The organism is Kitasatospora sp. NPDC127067 (assembly GCF_042724755.1).
Classification (GTDB): domain Bacteria; phylum Actinomycetota; class Actinomycetes; order Streptomycetales; family Streptomycetaceae; genus Kitasatospora; species Kitasatospora lactacystinica.
In genome coordinates this window covers 69,676-85,308 of sequence record NZ_JBHXEM010000015.1, presented here as the reverse complement: position 1 = coordinate 85,308, position 15,633 = coordinate 69,676, and the positions used below count along the sequence as shown (strand labels likewise).

The window sequence follows — 15,633 nt, the reverse complement described above, 5'->3', positions numbered from 1 at the left end:
CCGGGCCCCGGCCCGGACGGTCAGCCGGCCCTGGGAGCCGGACCTCCAGGTGCTCGGAGAGCACCCGCGTCTCCAGTGCCGGCTGGGGCGCGGTGGCCGGGCCATGTACGACCTCGCCGTCCCGCAATCGGAACTCGCTGCCGTGCCACGGGCAGCGCAGGCAGCCCTCCACCAGTTCGCTCTCGGAGATCGGCCCTGTGCGGCACGGCCGTCCATGGAGAACTTCACCGGCGTGATCAGCGATGTACGCATCTGGAGCCCTGCCCGCCACGGGTCTTCAGGGTGCAGGCCGGCTGGCGCAGTTCCCAGGTCCACGGCGCGGCGGTCTCTCGGACCACCAAGAAGGCCGCCCACCAGTACGCAACAGTGAGCCTGCTGGGACACATAGCTGGCATCGAGCCGGTCGAGCAAACCGGCTCGGTGTCGGGCTGGGTGTCAGCAGCGCGCGGTACGCGAGCGATCCGCTTCCCGAGCAGGCACGGGAGCTGTCCTTCGCCGACCGCCTGCAGCACGTTCTGGAACTGCCGCAATTCGCACCCGCTGTGGTGGCGGAGGTGGTCGCACGCATTGCCGCAGGTGCGCTCATCCCCGGGACCTTCACGCGGTGCTGTTTGCGGCGGTCTCCTCGGCCTGGGAGCCGGCGTGCCGAGCCGTCCTACAGGCTGCCGCGGCGGAGCCTGGCACAGCGGTGGCCTTGCTGACGCTCTACCAGTCGATGGGCAATCGCCCCATGACCGGCAGCGGCAGCTGGTCCCAGGTGCGGCCGTCGAGTAGGCGGCGGCCGGCCTTGGGGGTGTGCCCGCCCCACTGCTTGAAGAAGAACGCCACCTCGCCCTGAACACAGGCGTCGCGGATGTCCCGGGTCCAGGCCGCCTCCATGGGGCGGTACCCCGGCCCGGACTCACCACCGGCAATGACCCAGTGGATGCCGCCCAGCTCCAGCCCGTCAAGTGGGCCCAACAGCGGCTCGCAGGACAGGAACCGGACAGCGGCGGGCACTACGCGAAGGTCGTCCACCCGGTCGAGTTCCTCCGCGCTCTCCACGGACACGCCCATCCACACGTTGGAGGGCCACTCCAGCCGGTCCGCCACGCGCCGGAGCCGGCGGGCCCGCTTGGGTCAGCACCTGGTACGTGTGCTGCGGCGTGTCCGCCATCACGGCGAAGACCCGGCGCACGAAGTCCAGCGGGACCCGGGCGTGGAAGAGGTCGGACATCGAGTCGACGAAGACCGTCCGCGGACCGCGCCATCCGTACGGAGCCCGCAGAACGTCCGGGTGGAGCGTGAGATCGAAGCCGGGCCCCGACGTCCGCGGATCACCGTCGTTCTGGTACTTCGCAGCGCCCATCGCCTTCAACCGCTTCGCCAGCGTGAGCGCGTAGCAGTTGTCGCAGCCAGCCGACACCCGGTCACACCCCGTCGTGGGATTCCACGTCACCTCCGTCCACTCGATCCCGCTGCGCTCGCCCGCTGCCGCTCCCGATCTCCGTCGTGCTCTGCGGCCCCGCCCCCGCAAGCGTCCGCGTCCCGTGTTCGGGACAACCCTCCTCCGTCGCCGGAGCCCTGTCGAACCCGGCAGGGCACAGCTCCGCACTCGCCGGGGACGCCTATCACCGGCCGACGGCTCGGCCAAGCTGTCCGATCCGGCGACGATCGGTCGCCCCGTTGTCCGACGGGTGCTCATCGCCCCCCAGGGAGAAGCACTCATGCCCGAGCAGTTCATGACCGTCAAGCAGACCGCTGCCTACCTGAATATGTCTGTCGCCTGGGTGTACCGAGAGGCGCCGCGGGTCGGGCTGAGCCCCTACAAGTTCGGCCGCGGACTGAACGCGAAGCTCCAGTTCAAGCTGTCGGAGGTCCAGGCGTGGGTGAAGCAGCAGCGGATAGCGGGGGTCTGACGGCGTTCGCGCGTGACGGAGGGCCTGCCCTGGGTAGGGCAGGCCCTCCGCGTGTTCAGGTGGCCAGGCCGAGGTCGAGGAGTTGGGCGGCTCGGCTGAGCGAGCCGGGCATGAGGTGGCGGTAGATCCCGAACGTGATGTCGATGCTTCGGTGGCCCATCCACTCCGCCACGTCGGTGATCGCTATGCCGTTGCTGAGGCAGTTCGACGCAAAGAAGTGACGGAGGCCGTAGAGCACCATCCCTTCCGGGATGCCGGCGAGGCCGGACTTCTTGATCCGCCGCCACTGGCGGTCGATGACGTAGTGCGGCATAGCCCGGGTGATGTCCACGGGGTTGCGGAGGAGGTACCCGTCCACGGTTCCGTACGTGTCGGCGTACTCCTCGATCGAGCGCCGGGTGCGGGCCGGCAGTGGGACGTCCCGGTACTCGCCGGCCTTGCGGTGCTTCAGACGGGCGTAGGACCGGGTGGTCTGGTTGACTTGCTCGGTGACCCGGTAGACGTCGTCGGCGACGATGTTGTTGATGTTGACGGCGTACACCTCTCCGTTGCGCAGACCACAGCCGCTCATGAGGTTGGCGATCAGACGGAAGGTGTCGTCGCCCGCATCCCGGATCTGGTGCAACTGAGAGAGCGACGGGATCACCGCACGCTTCGGGTCGTACTGCGGCGACTTGACCCCGTCGAGCGGGCTGCCCTCGTAGAGGCCGAGCCTGTGCGCGTCGAGCAGGATGGCCTTCAGGCTCATGAACGCGTTGGCCTGGGTGGCCAGGCCGACGCCGTTTCGCTCCATGTCCTGGATAAACGCTTCGACGACCTTGTGGTCGAATGTGCCCATGCGGCGACTGCCGAAGGCGGGGAGGAGGTGGATCCTCAGAAGGGAGTCGACGTTCCGCAGCGAAGTGGGACCCAGGTCGCGCTGACTCTTGAGCCACTCGGCGACGTAGTCGGAGAAACTCATCCCTCCGTACTTCTGGACGCGCTCGGCCTTGCGCTGGCTTTGCGGGGAGTTCTTTCGCGCGTGGTACACCTCGGCGAGACGGGTCTTGGCCTTGTCCTGAGTGGCGAAGCCGGACTCCTCCGTCTGACGGCCCGCCGCGTTGCGGTACCTGATCTTGTACTCGTGAGGGCACTTGCTCCAGCGGGACTCGGGGTGCTCGGACTCCTTGAAGAAGCTGCCCATGCCGCGGGTGAGGCCTGTGGTCGCCATGGTGGTCGGAACCTCCGGGAGTCTTGCTGACGTTTTGCTGACTCCGGATGGTCGATCATGCCCCTGAGCTGGGCGGAAACGTCAGTTCCGCTATATCCTGCGCAAGGTGATCTGGATGGTCCCGGGCTTCACCGTCGACGCCTACCGGGACCGGCTGCGCGAGCTGGACGCCCGGATCCGGGCCGAGGGCCCGTTCGTGGCCCACTCGGCGCGCTTCCTGATCGAGGCGCGCAAGCCGTAGCCGCGGCCCGCCGGACGCCGGCCCGCCGGGCAGGGGACCGGCGGGCCGGCGTCGGAGCTCAGGACTGTGCGACCAGGTCCAGGTACGCGTCGTGCCAGAGGTCCTCGTCGCCGTCCGGCAGGAGCAGCACGCGGTCGGGCCGGAGGGCCTCGATGGCGCCGGGGTCGTGGGTGACCATCACGATCGCGCCCGGGTAGCTGCCCACAGCCGTCAGGACCTCCGTGCGGGAGGCCGGGTCGAGGTTGTTGGTCGGCTCGTCCAGCAGCAGGACGTTGGCGCCGGAGTGCACCAGGGCGGCCAGGGCGAGCCGGGTCTTCTCACCGCCGGACAGCACCCTGGCCGGCTTGTCGGCGTCGTCTCCCCGGAAGAGGAACGCGCCGAGCACGTGCCGCAGTTCGCCGTCGGTGAGGCCGGGCGCGGCCGCGGCGAGGTTGTCGCGCACGCTGAGTGCCGGGTCGAGGGTGTCGTGCTCCTGGGCGAAGTAGCCGAGTCGCAGACCGGAGCCGGGGACGACGCGGCCGGAGTCCGGTGTCTCCCGGCCGGCCAGGATGCGCAACAGGGTGGTCTTTCCGGCCCCGTTCAGGCCGAGCACGACCAGCCGGCTGCCGCGGTCCACGGCCAGGTCCAGTCCGGTCAGCACCGGCCGGCCGCCGTAGGACTTGGCGAGGCTGATCGCCCCGAGCGGCATCCGGCCGCACGGGGTGGGCTCGGGCAGCCGGATCCGGGCGGTGCGTTCGGCCTGCCGGACGGGTTCGAGTTCGGCGAGCATCCGGTCGGCCCGGCGGGCCATGCTGCGGGCGGTGGTCGCGGTGGCGACGTTTGCCCGCATCCGGTCGGCCTGCGCGTGCAGGGAGGCGGCCTTGCGTTCGGCGTTGGCCCGCTCCCGGGTGCGACGGCGCTCGTCGGCGGCGCGCTGGGTCAGATAGGTCTCCCAGCCGGTGTTGTGGACGTCGATCGTGGCGCGCTGCGGGTCCAGGTGGAAGACCCGGTTGACGGTCTCCGCGAGCAGGCGCAGGTCGTGGCTGATCAGTACCAGCCCGCCCTGGTGGGTGGCGAGGAAGCCGCGCAGCCAGGCGACGGAGTCGGCGTCCAGGTGGTTGGTCGGTTCGTCCAGCAGCAGGGTGCCGTGGTCGGCGAACAGGATGCGGGCCAGCTCGACCCGGCGGCGCTGGCCGCCGGAGAGCGTGCCGACGGGCGAGCCCATCAGGTGGGTGGGCAGGCCGAGCCCGGCCGCGACCCGGGCCGCCTCGGCCTCGGCGGCGTAGCCGCCGCGGGACTGGAACCCGGCCTCGGCCCGGACGTACGCGTCCATCGCCCGGCGTTCCTCGGCCGGCGTCCCGGCGCGGGCCATCGCCGCCTCGGCGGCGCGCAGCGTGCGGACGGCGGTGTCCAGGCCGCGGGCGGACAGGATGCGGTCGGTGACGGTGACCGACGGGTCGGCGGCGCGGGAGTCCTGCGGGAGGTAGCCGACGGCTCCGGTTCGGGTGACGGTGCCGGCGGCGGGTGCCAGCTGCCCGGCCAGGGTGGCGAGCAGCGTGGTCTTGCCGGCACCGTTGCGGCCGACCAGGCCGATCCGGTCGCCGGGGGCGATGTGCAGGGTGACGTCGGACAGCAGGAGACGGGCGGCGACGCGCACGTCGACACCACGGGTGGTGATCACGGGATGACGCTCCGAAAAGGCTAGCGAACAGACGGGTGGCGTGGAAGCGGTCCGTCGGCTAGGAAATTCGGGGCGTAGACATGGGGTCACGGTAGCGGGAGGGGCGGACCGGACGCATCCGAATTAACGGGGTGGCGCGGGGCGGTCGGCCGCGGCGGGGCTCCGGGTGTCACTCCGTCCGCCCGGGGCGGTGCGGTTTCGGCCATGCCGGAGGCGGATGGCGTGCGGGGCCTCCTTGTCATGGTCGCGGCATAATTGCTTGCATGTCCGCATGGGCCGACGCGATCTCGTACTCCTGACCGACCACAGCTCGACCGAAGGCAGCCGGCAGGTGCTCGCCGCCGCCGCGCGGACGCTGACCGGCCGGGAACCCGTCCAGCTGGACGCCCGGCACTTCATGACCGGCGGCAGCGGTCTGATCGAGGCCGACGACGCGGGCGGAATCCGGCTGGAGGCGGGCGGCCGGGCGGTTGCCGCCGACACGGTGATCGTCTACGAGATCCCGCCGCACCGGCGCCGCGCGTTCGAGGGCTGCCAACGGCGGCTGCGCGGCTTCGGCGCCCGCTCGCTCGGCACCGACGCCGAGGCGTGGCGGGCGGCCACCGAGAAGGACGCCACGGTCGCGAGCTTCGTCAGGGACGGCGTGCCGCACATGCCCAGCATCGCGCTCTCCAGGCCGAGCCCGGAGGCCGCCGCCGACGCCTTCGCGGCACTCGGCGGCGACGTCTGGGCCAGGCCCTGCATCGGGATGGGCGGCGACGACGTCTTCCACCTCACCACCCGCGCGCAGCTCGACGCCGCCGCGCGGCACTACGCCCGGGCGGGCGCGGACTGGCTGATCGCCCGCGACGCCCGGAACGTCCTCCCGGACGGGCGCCGCCACCAGTACCGGGTGGTGGTGCTGCAGGGGCGCGTGGTCCGGGTCGTCGAGCACGTCCAGGCGGACCCGGACGCGCCCTGCAACGAGAGCCGGGGGGCCGTCTCCACGCTGCTCGACTACACCGAACTGCCGGACGGGCTCGCGGAGTCGGCCATCGCGGCGGCCGCCTCCACGGGCCTCGACCTCGCGGGGGTGGACCTCGCCGCCGAGAGCGGCGGCGTGGTCTTCGAGGTCAACGTCCACCCCGCGTTCGGCCGGCGCGGCCTGGAACAGGTGGCGCTGCCGTACGTCGCCGCGCACCTCGGCGAGTAGCGCCGGGAGCATCCCGCCGGTGCCCGGAAGGCCCCGGCTCCGCCTCAGGCCCGCAGGACCGCCGCGAGCACCGAAGGCCGGAACAGCGCCGACGGTGGCGCCACCAGCGACATCACCTCGTGGAACACCGCGGTGACCGCCGTGTCCAAGGTGCTGGCCGCCAGCACCTTGTCGAAGAAGCTGTGCTGGAGCCCGATCAGGGCGCCGGAGGGCGCGCCGGTGGTGGCGGGGAAACGGGCGTCCTCGGCGCAGGAGATCACCCAGGGGATCTTGGACGCCACGGCGACGGCGCGCCGTGCGGCCCGGGCGGTGGCGTGTCCGATGCCGCCGTGCCGCTTCGCGGTGCGGCGGAGCTCCCGGGCGCAGAACAGCGCGACGGTGACGCCCTGCCCGTACACCGGGTTGAAGGTGCTCGCGGCGTCGCCGACCACCACCAGCCCGTCCGGGCAGCTGCGCTCGTAGTGCCGGCGCACGCCCGGGCCGGGGTGGAAGCCGCGGACCTCGCCCGCGGGTTCGGCGTCCCGCAGCATCTCGTGCAGGAGCGGGTCGCGCAGCAGGCGCAGGTGTTCGGAGAAGCCCTCCTCGCCGGCCGCCGGCTCGGCGCCGCGCATCCCGGCGAGGCTGACGATCCAGCGGTCGCCCTCGACCGGCAGCAGCACGCCCATGCGCTGCGCGTCCGGCGCCTTGGTCTGGAGGTAGGCCGCCCGGCCGACGGTCTCGGACCCGTCCGGGCGGTGGAACATCCGGGAGACGTACGCGACGCCCGCGTCCACCCGCTCCTCGGGCACCGGCGGGCAGCCCAGCTCGGCGAGCCACTTCGGCACCGAGGTCGAGCGGCCCGTCGCGTCCACCACCAACTCGGCGGGTATCTCCCGGACTTCGCCGCGCTCCTGACCGCGCTCGCGGACCTTCACCCCGGTCACCGTGGTCGCCGTGCCGAGCAGTCCGACCGCGTCCGTGCCCTCCAGGAACTCGATCGCGGGATGGGCGCGGACCCGGTCCAGCACGAACGAGTCCAGCAGCGACCGGGTGCAGGAGAGGAAGCCCACCTGCGCCGGGTACTCGGCCAGCCATCCGGCGGAGCAGAGCCACTTGACGTCCGAGGCGGCCACCCGCTGCGCGCCCGCGGCCACCAGTTCCTGCTTGATGCCGGGCATCATCTCCTCCAGCAGCCGGTGCCCGGCCTCCAGCACCAGGTGCGCGTGCCGGCCCTGCGGCACCCCCGCCCGGAACTCCGCCCCCGCCGGGTACCGGTCCCGCTCCACCACCACGATCCGCTCGGCGAACCCGCGCAGCGCCCACGCGGCCGCCATTCCCGCGAGCCCGCCGCCGATCACCACTGCCGTACCCCGCCCCGGGGCCCTCTCCGAAGAAGTCATGACACGTAGCGTAGTGGCGTGCTCGCCTCCCCGTGATCACTTCGCTGCCGACGAACAGCCCTGCCCAGTGGGGCCGTTGGCGGCGCACAGCGGCACCGGACGGTCCGCGGGGCGTGCGTGGGGCGTGCGCGGGGGCGGCAGGCGCGGGCGGCGGACACGGTCCGGGGGCGCAGGCCACGGCGGGCGCCGGCCGGAGCTCCGGCCGTAACCCCGGTCGGGGCCCGGGTCGTGCGGGTACTAGACTCGACGGGATTGTGCTGGCGCCCCTCCCGGTGCGCAGGCGCGCGGAGGCGAGGAGGTGAGGGCCGTGGAGTGCAGTAGTACGGGTCGAAGTCGGCCCCGCCCCCGGTTGTCCCGCACCACTCGCGGCCCCCGGCACACCTCCTCCCGTACGGCTCCCGCGCGGCACTGACCTCGTCCTCCCGGCGAGGCGCCGCCGGTCGCGCCGTGCGCGTGGCGGCCGGCCGGGCGCCTCCGGTCCGCCGTGTCCCCTTGCGGCGGCCGGGCATCCACCGTGGAGGTCCCGCCATGTCCGACTGGCGTGTGCGCGCCGTGCGCGCGAGCAAGCGTCCGTTCTCCCGTTCCGTCGTCCGGCCCACGGACACCCAGCCCGCGCCAGAGCACTCGATGGACCCCCGGCCCGACCAGCCCGTCGAGCCGGTGACGCTGGAACGCTCCGTGGTCGACGCGGCCGTCTACCGGGACGGCCGCCGGACGGAGGCGCCCACCGACCTCGCCGACATCTACCGCACGCTGCCCGACCGGCCCGGCACGATGGCCTGGATCGGCCTCTTCCGCCCCGCCGAGGCGCAACTGCTGGAGGCCGCCGACCGGTTCGACCTGCACGAGCTGGCCGTCGAGGACGCCATCGTCGCCCATCAGCGGCCGAAGCTGGAGCGCTACGGCGACACCCTGTTCGTGGTGCTGCGCGCCGCCCGCTACCTGGACGAGGCGGAGGAGGTCGACTTCGGCGAGATCCACCTCTTCGTCGGCCCCGACTTCGTGCTCACCGTCCGGCACTCCCAGGCCCCGGACCTGTCGGCGGTGCGCCGCCGGCTGGAGGCCGACCCGGAGCTGCTGGCGCTCGGCCCGGAAGCGGTGCTGTACGCGGTGCTGGACGCCGTGGTCGACGGCTACGCGCCGGTGATCGCCGGCCTCCAGCACGACATCGACGAGATCGAGACCGAGGTGTTCGGCGGCGACCCGCAGGTCTCCCGCCGCATCTACGAGCTCTCCCGCGAGGTGATCGAGTTCCAGCGGGCCACCCGCCCGCTGCTGGAGATCATGAAGAGCCTGGAGGCGGGCTTCGGCAAGTACGGCACCGACGACGAGCTCCAGCGCTACCTGCGCGACGTCGCCGACCACGCCACCTACGCCGCCGAGCGGGTGGACGGCTTCCGGCAGATGCTCCAGAACATCCTGACCGTCAACGCGACACTGGTCTCGCAGCGGCAGAACGAGGAGATGAAGCAGCTCGCCGAGGCGGGGCACGCGCAGAACGACGAGATCAAGAAGATCTCCTCCTGGGCGGCCATCCTCTTCGCGCCGACACTGATCGGAACGGTGTACGGGATGAACTTCGAGACGATGCCGGAGCTCAAGTGGGTCTTCGGCTACCCGTTCGCGATCGGGCTGATGGCGCTGGTGTGCACCGGGCTGTACCTGGTGTTCAAGAAGCGGGACTGGCTGTAGGCCGCTGCCCCGGGCCCGCTGCCCCGGGCCCCGCGCCCCCGGGCCCCGCGCCCCCGGGGCCCGGGGCCCGGGGCCGCTTCTGAGCGTGGACCCCGCACTCCGCTTTCCTCACCGGACGGTGACAACTCGGCCTCGTTCCAAGGACGTTCGGTGCCGGCGCGGGATCGGAGGGGGACTCTTCCACGGGAGCGGGGAGGGGGTCCGGATGCGGGCGATCGCGGGGATGATGACGGCGGCCGTGGTGATGGGGTTGCTGCTGGGCGGGGCGGTGAGCCTGCTGCTGTTCGCCTTCACGGACTGGTTCGACCCGATCGCGCGGTGGGTGCACGTGCACGGCTTCTTCCTCTGGGCCCACGGCGCACCCTAGACATCAGCCGGGCAGCAGTCGCTCGTACTCGGATTCCGGGTCCAGTTGGCGCCGGTACTCGACGTGCAGCCGGACGGTGCCGTCCGTTCCGGCCAGGCGGTCGAGCGGGCCGGCGCCGGCCGGGAGCGGGTGGGGCTGCGGCCACTGCTGTGCGAGGACGGCCAGCGGGGTGCCGTCGGCGGTGCGGACCACCCAGGTGGCGCGGCCGCCGCCGATCAGCGGGAGCCGGGGCCGGGGGAGGCCGAGGGCGGTGAGCGCCGCCGTGGTGTCCAGGTGGTCGGGGAGGGTGAGGGTCTCGGCGTGCGGGGCGTCGGCGTCGTCGCCGGCCGCGACGCTGTCCCGGGTGAGGAGGATGCGCATGGCGGGAGGATAGGCCGGAGCCGCGGGCGAGCGCCCGGAGTGTGGCCCGCGGGGGTGGCGGCGGGGCCTCACCCGTGTGCCGGATTGACAAGGGGCATTGCCGTACCGGCAAATGGCAGGCATGGCCGACGAAGACTTCGAGAACGTCCTCACCACGGTGGGCCCGCGGCTGCGGGCGCTGCGGCGGGAGCGCGGCACCACGCTCGCCAAACTGGCCGCCGTCACCGGCATCTCGCTCAGCACGCTGTCCCGGCTGGAGTCCGGGCAGCGCAAGCCGACGCTGGAGCTGCTGCTGCCGCTGGCCCGGGAGTACCGGGTGCCGCTGGACGAACTGGTCGGCGCCCCGGCCACCGGCGACCCGCGGATCCACCCGCGCCCGGTGACCAGGAACGGCCAGACCATCGTCCCGCTCACCCGCCACCTGGGCGGCCTGCACGCCTACAAGCACATCGTGCCGCCGGGCCGGAACGCCGGACCCGAGCTGGAGCTGAAGGTCCACGAGGGGTACGAGTGGCTGTACGTGCTGTCCGGACGGCTGCGGCTGGTCCTCGGTACCCACGACCTGGTGCTGACGGCCGGTGAGGCCGCCGAGTTCGACACCCGCACCCCGCACGCCTTCGGCAACGCGGGGCAGCAGCCGGTGGAGTTCCTCAGCCTGTTCGGGCCGCAGGGGGAGCGCATCCACGTCAGGGCGCGCCCGGGAACCTCTGTTCGGTAGGTTCGTTCCTGACAGGGGGTCTTCCTACCGGCTCCCGCCAGGCCATCGGGAGGGGCCGAGGAAATGACTGTGCAGCAGAGCGCGGAGTCCGGCGAGAGCGGCGGAGCCGGGGAGCGTGCGGAGGCCGGGGACGGCCGGGCGGAGCCGGGGACGGGCAGCGCGGTGGCGGAGGGTGCGGACGCGGGCGCCGGTGCTCCCGGCGGGATCGGTGCACCCGGGAGCGCGGGTGCTCCCGGGAAAGCGGCCCCCGGGGAGGGCAGTGCCCCCGGGGCGGCCGTCGCGGCGGGGACGGCCGTCGCTCCCGGGGCGGCCGAGGAGGAGGCCGAGCGCCCCCGGAAGAAGCGCCCGTTCTGGCAGGAGCTGCCGATCCTGCTGGTGGTCGCGCTGCTGCTCTCGCTCGGCATCAAGACCTTCTTCGTGCAGGCCTTCTCCATCCCCTCCGGTTCGATGGAGCAGACCCTCGCGATCGGCGACCGGGTGCTGGTCGACAAGTTCACCCCGTGGTTCGGCGCCGAGCCCGAGCGCGGCGAGGTGGTGGTGTTCCGCGATCCGGGCGGCTGGCTGGAGGGCACGCCGACGGTCTCGGGCGACTCCGTGATGGGGACCGTCCAGAAGGCGCTCAGCACCGTCGGCCTGATGCCCTCGGCGGACGAGAAGGACCTGATCAAGCGGGTGATCGCGGTCGGCGGTGACACCGTCGAGTGCGAGGCGGGCTCGCCGCTGAGGGTGAACGGCGTCGCGCTGGACGAGCCGTACCTGTTCCCGGGTGCGACGCCCTGCGACAACGACCCGGTCGGCACCGTCACCGTGCCCAAGGACAAGCTGTGGGTGATGGGCGACCACCGCAACAACTCGCGGGACTCCCGGTGGCACCACAACGAGACCGGCGACGGCTTCGTGCCGGTGGACAACGTGGTCGGCCGGGCCTTCGTGGTCGCCTGGCCGTTGTCCGACTGGTCCACGCTGCCGGTCCCGGACACCTTCGACAAGGTGCCGGCCGGGGCGGCGGGCGCGGCCGGCGCGCCGTTCGGGACGCCGCCGGTGCCGGAGGCCGCCGCACTGGCCGGCATCGTGCCGCTCGCCCTGTGGCAGCGGCGGCGCTCGGCGCGGAAGGACCGCTGAGGCCGGCTCGCCTTCCCGGAACCCGGCCGACCGGCTTCGATCGGGTTCGATCGGCTTCCATCGGCTTCGATCGGCTTCGACGGAACTCCTCCCATTGACATCTACACGCCTGTAGAGTTCAGGAGGTGAGCTGAACGCCCGGCGGCCGGCCCCCCCGAGCGGGCGCCCGGCGGCCGGGTCCGGGTCGGGAGGCGGAGCCGTGATGGAGAATCAGTGCAGCCCCGGGGACGCCGGAGGTCCGGCGGGGCCGGAACCGGCGGGAACGGATCAGGCAGGACCGGAAGCGGCGGCCCGGGACGTCCGCTGGGTCTACCAGCCGGTCGAGGTGGACCTCGGGGACGGCGGCTGGGCGCTCGGCCGGATCAGCGCGTGGTGGCAGGACGCCGCCGGGCAGTGCTGGTGCCGGCTGCGCATCGGCCGCGGCGGACAGCCCGCGCTCTGGCAGCCGTTCGACCCGGCGCGGGTGCTGCTGCTGCCGGTGTCCGGGCTCTGAGCAGGCCGGTCGGACGTTCCCGGTGGAACCGTTCGGCGGGCCCCGTCGTCCCCGGGATCGACCGCCGACAGGCCACTTAGCGACCGGGGACGACGTGACTTCGGAGATCTACTTCAGCAGCAACTACCGCGACCTGTGCGAGCAGCACGGCACCGGCGCGGGTTTCCAGTTCGAGTTCTCCTGCTACCGCTGCTCGGACACCTGGCGTTCGGCGTTCGAGCCGTTCCGGACCGGTCAGATGGCGGGCTGGATAGGCAAGGGCGTCAGCGCGGCCTGGAACCTCATCGGCGGCAACGCCAACACCATCAGCAACGCCGCGGACGGTCTGGCCGGCCAGACCTGGGGCACCTCGCGGGACGCGGCCTTCCAACGGGCCATCAGCAACGCCCAGTCCCACTTCAACCGCTGCGCCCGGTGCACTCATTACGTCTGCGGCCGCTGCTTCGACCCGGCCCAGGGCCTGTGCCACACCTGCGCCCCGGACACCGCGGCCGAGGCGGTGGCGGCGCAGCACCGCGGCCTCAACGACACGGTCACCGAGCGCGCGTACAAGTCCGGTCAGCAGTCCGGGGCCGAGTTCGACGTCAACGCGCCGCGTCAGCTGGTCTGCCCGCAGTGCCACACCGAGACCCACGGCACGCCGTTCTGCCCCGGCTGCGGCTTCCGGCTGGCGCAGCCCGTCCAGTGCACGAGCTGCCACAAGGACGTCCCGGACGGCGCCGCGTTCTGTCCGTCCTGCGGGACGAGACGCTGACACCTCGTCCGCGGGACGGCGGGGCGCCCCCGGAGCGACGAGCCGGAGGCGCCCCGCCGTCGTGTGCGCGGGACGGACCGGCTCAGCCGTACGAGAGGTTGGCGCAGGGATCGTCGTCGGCCGAGCGGGCGGCGCCGCTGACGCTGGTGGGCAGCGGGGCCGGGGCGGTGGGGGCGCCGCCGGGGGCCGCGGTGGCGGGGCCGGCGGGGTTGGCGGCGGCGAAGTCGTGGCCGAGGACGACGCTGACGCCCCGGCCGCCGGGCTGCACGGTCGCGCCGGGGAACAGCTTGGCGACCGCCTCGGCGGCGGTGCGCTCGCCGGTGCCGTACTCGACGACGGTGGTGCTGCGCGGCTTGCCGACCGCGTTGCCGACGCCGGCGACGGTGTAGCCGGCGCCCTTGACGGTCTCCGCGGCCCGGCCGCCGAGCCCGGACTCGCCGGTGCTGTTGAGCACGGAGACCTTCACCTCGGCGGCCTTGGTGTCCGGTGCCGGGGTCGGCACGGGCGCGGCCTCGGCGGCGGGAGGGGCGGAGGGGGTGGCGGCGTCGGCCGGGGCGCTCGCGTCCTGGCCGTCGATGGTGCGGTCGGCCTTGAGCGCGGCCCACAGCTGGTCCACGTCGGGGTGCACCAGGGCGACCCGCGGGCCCTCGTAGCGCCAGGGCACGGTGAGGAACTTGATGTCGTGCAGGTTCACGTCCTTGAGTTCCATGGCGAAGGAGAGCAGCTTGGCGGCCGAGCCGAGGCCGGGGTCGACGGTCAGTGACCTGGTGGCCGCGTCGGCCAGCGGCAGCAGCGTGGTCGGGTCCATGCCGCGGGACTTGACCTCCTTGATGAGGGAGGACATGAAGGCCTGCTGGCGCTTGGTGCGGCCGATGTCGGAGCCGTCGCCGATGCCGTGCCGGACCCGGACGTAGTCCAGCGCGGCCTGGCCCTCGACCTTCTGCTTGCCCTTGGGGAAGAGCAGCTTCCCCTTGTGGCCGAGGTTGGGGTTGAGGTCCCCCTCGTGGATGTCGTTCGGCAGGCAGACCTCGACGCCGCCGACCGCCTTGGTCATCGCGGCGAAGCCGTTGAAGTCCACCACGATGGTGTGGTCGACGCGCAGGTTGGTCAGCTTCTCGACGGCGTTCTGGGTGCAGGCCGGGTTGCCCTGGTCGCTGTCGCCGACCGAGAAGGCGCTGTTGAACATCACATTGGTCTGCTCCTTGGTCCACTTGCCGTTGGGGAGCTTGCACGGCGGGATGGTGACCAGGGAGTCGCGGGGGATGGAGATGCCGACGGCGTGCTTGTGGTCGGCGTAGACGTGCAGCAGGATCGCCGTGTCCGAGCGGGCGCCGCCGTCCCCGCCGCCGCCCAGGTCGCTGTTGCCGTTGCCGCGGCTGTCCGAGCCGATCATCAGCACGTTGACCGGGGTGCGGCCCTGGGCGTCCGGGGTCGCGGCCTCCGGGCGGTCCTTGCTGAGGGCGTCGCCGTCGAAGGTGTTGATGTTGCTGTTCAGCCGGTAGTAGAGGCCGGCGCCGCCGAGGACGGCGAGCGCGGTGCAGCCGGCGGTCGCCCAGAGCACCTTCTCCTTGGTGCTGCGCTTGGGCTTCTTGCGCGCCCGGGCCGCTGAACGGCCGTCCGATATGCTCGCACTGTCCGGGTTCCGGTCGTTCTTCCGGCCGGTTCTCCGGCCGGTGGCCCGGCGTCCGCCCGCCCGGTGCGGCGAATTCTCGGCTTCGGGGGAACCCTTTCGGCCAGACACGTCGTCATCCTCCACAGTTGCCACGCGAGCCCCCGTCGAAAAGCGGCGGGTTCGCGTGGCCCGGGGCCGGAGCCGATCCGGGCGTGACCCGTCGCTAAACTTTTACACCGCTGTAGAACTTCAGTGGAGCATACTAGGCGCGGATGGGAAAACCAGCTGGTCAGACCATGAGAAATTGGTCAGAGCGGCTGTTCCGCGCTGCTCCGGACCCGTACGAGGAGCACGATGACTGATCGGATAGCACGTTCGATAGCCGGCGCCCTGGTGGCCCTGCTGGCCGCCGCCGGCCTCACCGCCGCGGCCTCGGGCGCGGCGGCGGTGGCCGCACCCCGAACCGTCGCGGCCGCCGCCGCGCATCCGGGAGCCCCCGGGGGTGCCGCCGCCGCGGACGGCGGCGCGCAGATCGGCACGGAGGCGCGCGCCGCCTCCGCGGTCGCCGCCACCTCCGCCACCTCCGCCATCTCCTCCGCCGCCGATGTCGCGCACCTCGCGGCCAAGGACGAGAAGAAGAAGAAAAAGGGCTTCTTCGCCAAGCTGGGCAAGTTCCTGCTGGTCGTGGTCATCCTGCTGATCCTGCTCGTCATCCTGCTGATCGTCGGGATCGTCTACGCCGCCAAGCGGATCTTCAGCCGCCGCAAGTAGCCGCGCGCCGCCAGCGTCGGTCGTGCACCGGTCGTGCACCGGCCGTTTACTGGCCGAGTACACCGCGCAGCGCGCACGGCCGCGACCCGGGCGTTCGCCGCCGCCCGCCGGGCGGTGGAGCCGGAACGACCGCCCGGGGCGGGCCACTTGACGCCGATTGGCCC

At 72.6% G+C, this 15,633-nt stretch carries 15 protein-coding genes and 3 pseudogenes; 10 read left to right on the top strand and 8 right to left on the bottom strand.

Going from position 1 to position 15,633, the window contains the following annotated elements:
* Positions 1 to 91 precede the first annotated feature (91 nt).
* The 3 genes and pseudogenes from ACFWJ4_RS09245 to ACFWJ4_RS09235 all read right to left on the bottom strand — a co-directional run.
* Positions 92 to 271, bottom strand: a pseudogene (locus ACFWJ4_RS09245) (Rieske (2Fe-2S) protein); the annotation flags it as partial.
* Between the two features lie 434 nt (positions 272 to 705).
* Positions 706 to 1,092 (bottom strand): DUF5131 family protein, encoded by a 387-nt coding sequence (locus tag ACFWJ4_RS09240; RefSeq protein ID WP_380541173.1) that lies wholly within the window; start codon positions 1,090 to 1,092, stop codon positions 706 to 708.
* Positions 1,093 to 1,177: 85 nt separating this feature from the next.
* Positions 1,178 to 1,684: pseudogene (locus ACFWJ4_RS09235) on the bottom strand (DUF5131 family protein); the annotation flags it as partial.
* A gap of 22 nt (positions 1,685 to 1,706) precedes the next feature.
* On the opposite strand from ACFWJ4_RS09235, the gene ACFWJ4_RS09230 reads away from it, so the two are divergent.
* Entirely contained in the window at positions 1,707 to 1,898 is a 192-nt protein-coding gene (locus tag ACFWJ4_RS09230) for a helix-turn-helix transcriptional regulator (RefSeq protein WP_380541170.1), read from the top strand.
* Between the two features lie 55 nt (positions 1,899 to 1,953).
* Here ACFWJ4_RS09230 and ACFWJ4_RS09225 read toward each other — a convergent pair whose 3' ends face one another.
* The gene (locus tag ACFWJ4_RS09225) at positions 1,954 to 3,108 is read right to left on the bottom strand and encodes a tyrosine-type recombinase/integrase (protein WP_380541167.1); all 1,155 of its coding nucleotides are present in this window, start codon (positions 3,106 to 3,108) and stop codon (positions 1,954 to 1,956) included.
* A 91-nt stretch (positions 3,109 to 3,199) separates the two neighbouring features.
* Here ACFWJ4_RS09225 and ACFWJ4_RS09220 point away from each other — a divergent pair.
* Positions 3,200 to 3,349: pseudogene (locus ACFWJ4_RS09220) on the top strand (SAM-dependent methyltransferase); the annotation flags it as partial.
* Between the two features lie 58 nt (positions 3,350 to 3,407).
* Here the strand turns inward: ACFWJ4_RS09220 and ACFWJ4_RS09215 are convergent.
* Positions 3,408 to 5,009, bottom strand: coding sequence for an ABC-F family ATP-binding cassette domain-containing protein (locus ACFWJ4_RS09215; protein ID WP_380541164.1), 1,602 nt, complete (start codon positions 5,007 to 5,009; stop codon positions 3,408 to 3,410).
* Positions 5,010 to 5,280: 271 nt separating this feature from the next.
* On the opposite strand from ACFWJ4_RS09215, the gene ACFWJ4_RS09210 reads away from it, so the two are divergent.
* On the top strand, positions 5,281 to 6,201 hold the full coding sequence (locus ACFWJ4_RS09210) for a RimK family alpha-L-glutamate ligase (RefSeq protein ID WP_380541161.1): 921 nt from the start codon (positions 5,281 to 5,283) through the stop codon (positions 6,199 to 6,201).
* A gap of 44 nt (positions 6,202 to 6,245) precedes the next feature.
* On the opposite strand, the gene ACFWJ4_RS09205 is transcribed toward ACFWJ4_RS09210, so the two are convergent.
* The gene (locus ACFWJ4_RS09205; RefSeq protein ID WP_380541158.1) at positions 6,246 to 7,580 is read right to left on the bottom strand and encodes an NAD(P)/FAD-dependent oxidoreductase; all 1,335 of its coding nucleotides are present in this window, start codon (positions 7,578 to 7,580) and stop codon (positions 6,246 to 6,248) included.
* Between the two features lie 528 nt (positions 7,581 to 8,108).
* On the opposite strand from ACFWJ4_RS09205, the gene ACFWJ4_RS09200 reads away from it, so the two are divergent.
* Both ACFWJ4_RS09200 and ACFWJ4_RS09195 read left to right on the top strand, forming a co-directional pair.
* Positions 8,109 to 9,272 (top strand): magnesium and cobalt transport protein CorA, encoded by a 1,164-nt coding sequence (locus ACFWJ4_RS09200; protein ID WP_380541155.1) that lies wholly within the window; start codon positions 8,109 to 8,111, stop codon positions 9,270 to 9,272.
* A gap of 205 nt (positions 9,273 to 9,477) precedes the next feature.
* On the top strand, positions 9,478 to 9,639 hold the full coding sequence (locus ACFWJ4_RS09195; protein ID WP_380541152.1) for a hypothetical protein: 162 nt from the start codon (positions 9,478 to 9,480) through the stop codon (positions 9,637 to 9,639).
* A gap of 3 nt (positions 9,640 to 9,642) precedes the next feature.
* Here the strand turns inward: ACFWJ4_RS09195 and ACFWJ4_RS09190 are convergent, their stop codons facing one another.
* Positions 9,643 to 9,999 carry a hypothetical protein gene (locus ACFWJ4_RS09190; RefSeq protein WP_380541150.1) on the bottom strand — a complete coding sequence of 119 codons (357 nt, stop codon included), beginning with the start codon at positions 9,997 to 9,999 and terminating at the stop codon, positions 9,643 to 9,645.
* 121 nt (positions 10,000 to 10,120) lie between these two features.
* On the opposite strand from ACFWJ4_RS09190, the gene ACFWJ4_RS09185 reads away from it, so the two are divergent.
* The 4 genes from ACFWJ4_RS09185 (at position 10,121) to ACFWJ4_RS09170 (ending at position 13,086) form a co-directional block, all read left to right on the top strand.
* Positions 10,121 to 10,717, top strand: coding sequence for an XRE family transcriptional regulator (locus ACFWJ4_RS09185; RefSeq protein ID WP_359900727.1), 597 nt, complete (start codon positions 10,121 to 10,123; stop codon positions 10,715 to 10,717).
* Between the two features lie 63 nt (positions 10,718 to 10,780).
* Positions 10,781 to 11,839 (top strand): signal peptidase I, encoded by a 1,059-nt coding sequence (lepB, locus tag ACFWJ4_RS09180; protein WP_380541147.1) that lies wholly within the window; start codon positions 10,781 to 10,783, stop codon positions 11,837 to 11,839.
* A 199-nt stretch (positions 11,840 to 12,038) separates the two neighbouring features.
* On the top strand, positions 12,039 to 12,332 hold the full coding sequence (locus ACFWJ4_RS09175; RefSeq protein ID WP_380541144.1) for a hypothetical protein: 294 nt from the start codon (positions 12,039 to 12,041) through the stop codon (positions 12,330 to 12,332).
* A 94-nt stretch (positions 12,333 to 12,426) separates the two neighbouring features.
* On the top strand, positions 12,427 to 13,086 hold the full coding sequence (locus ACFWJ4_RS09170) for a zinc ribbon domain-containing protein (protein ID WP_380541141.1): 660 nt from the start codon (positions 12,427 to 12,429) through the stop codon (positions 13,084 to 13,086).
* Between the two features lie 82 nt (positions 13,087 to 13,168).
* On the opposite strand, the gene ACFWJ4_RS09165 is transcribed toward ACFWJ4_RS09170, so the two are convergent.
* Positions 13,169 to 14,827, bottom strand: coding sequence for an LCP family protein (locus ACFWJ4_RS09165; RefSeq protein ID WP_380541138.1), 1,659 nt, complete (start codon positions 14,825 to 14,827; stop codon positions 13,169 to 13,171).
* A gap of 225 nt (positions 14,828 to 15,052) precedes the next feature.
* Here ACFWJ4_RS09165 and ACFWJ4_RS09160 point away from each other — a divergent pair, with 225 nt between their 5' ends.
* Positions 15,053 to 15,469 carry a hypothetical protein gene (locus ACFWJ4_RS09160; protein WP_380541136.1) on the top strand — a complete coding sequence of 139 codons (417 nt, stop codon included), beginning with the start codon at positions 15,053 to 15,055 and terminating at the stop codon, positions 15,467 to 15,469.
* Positions 15,470 to 15,633 lie beyond the last annotated feature (164 nt).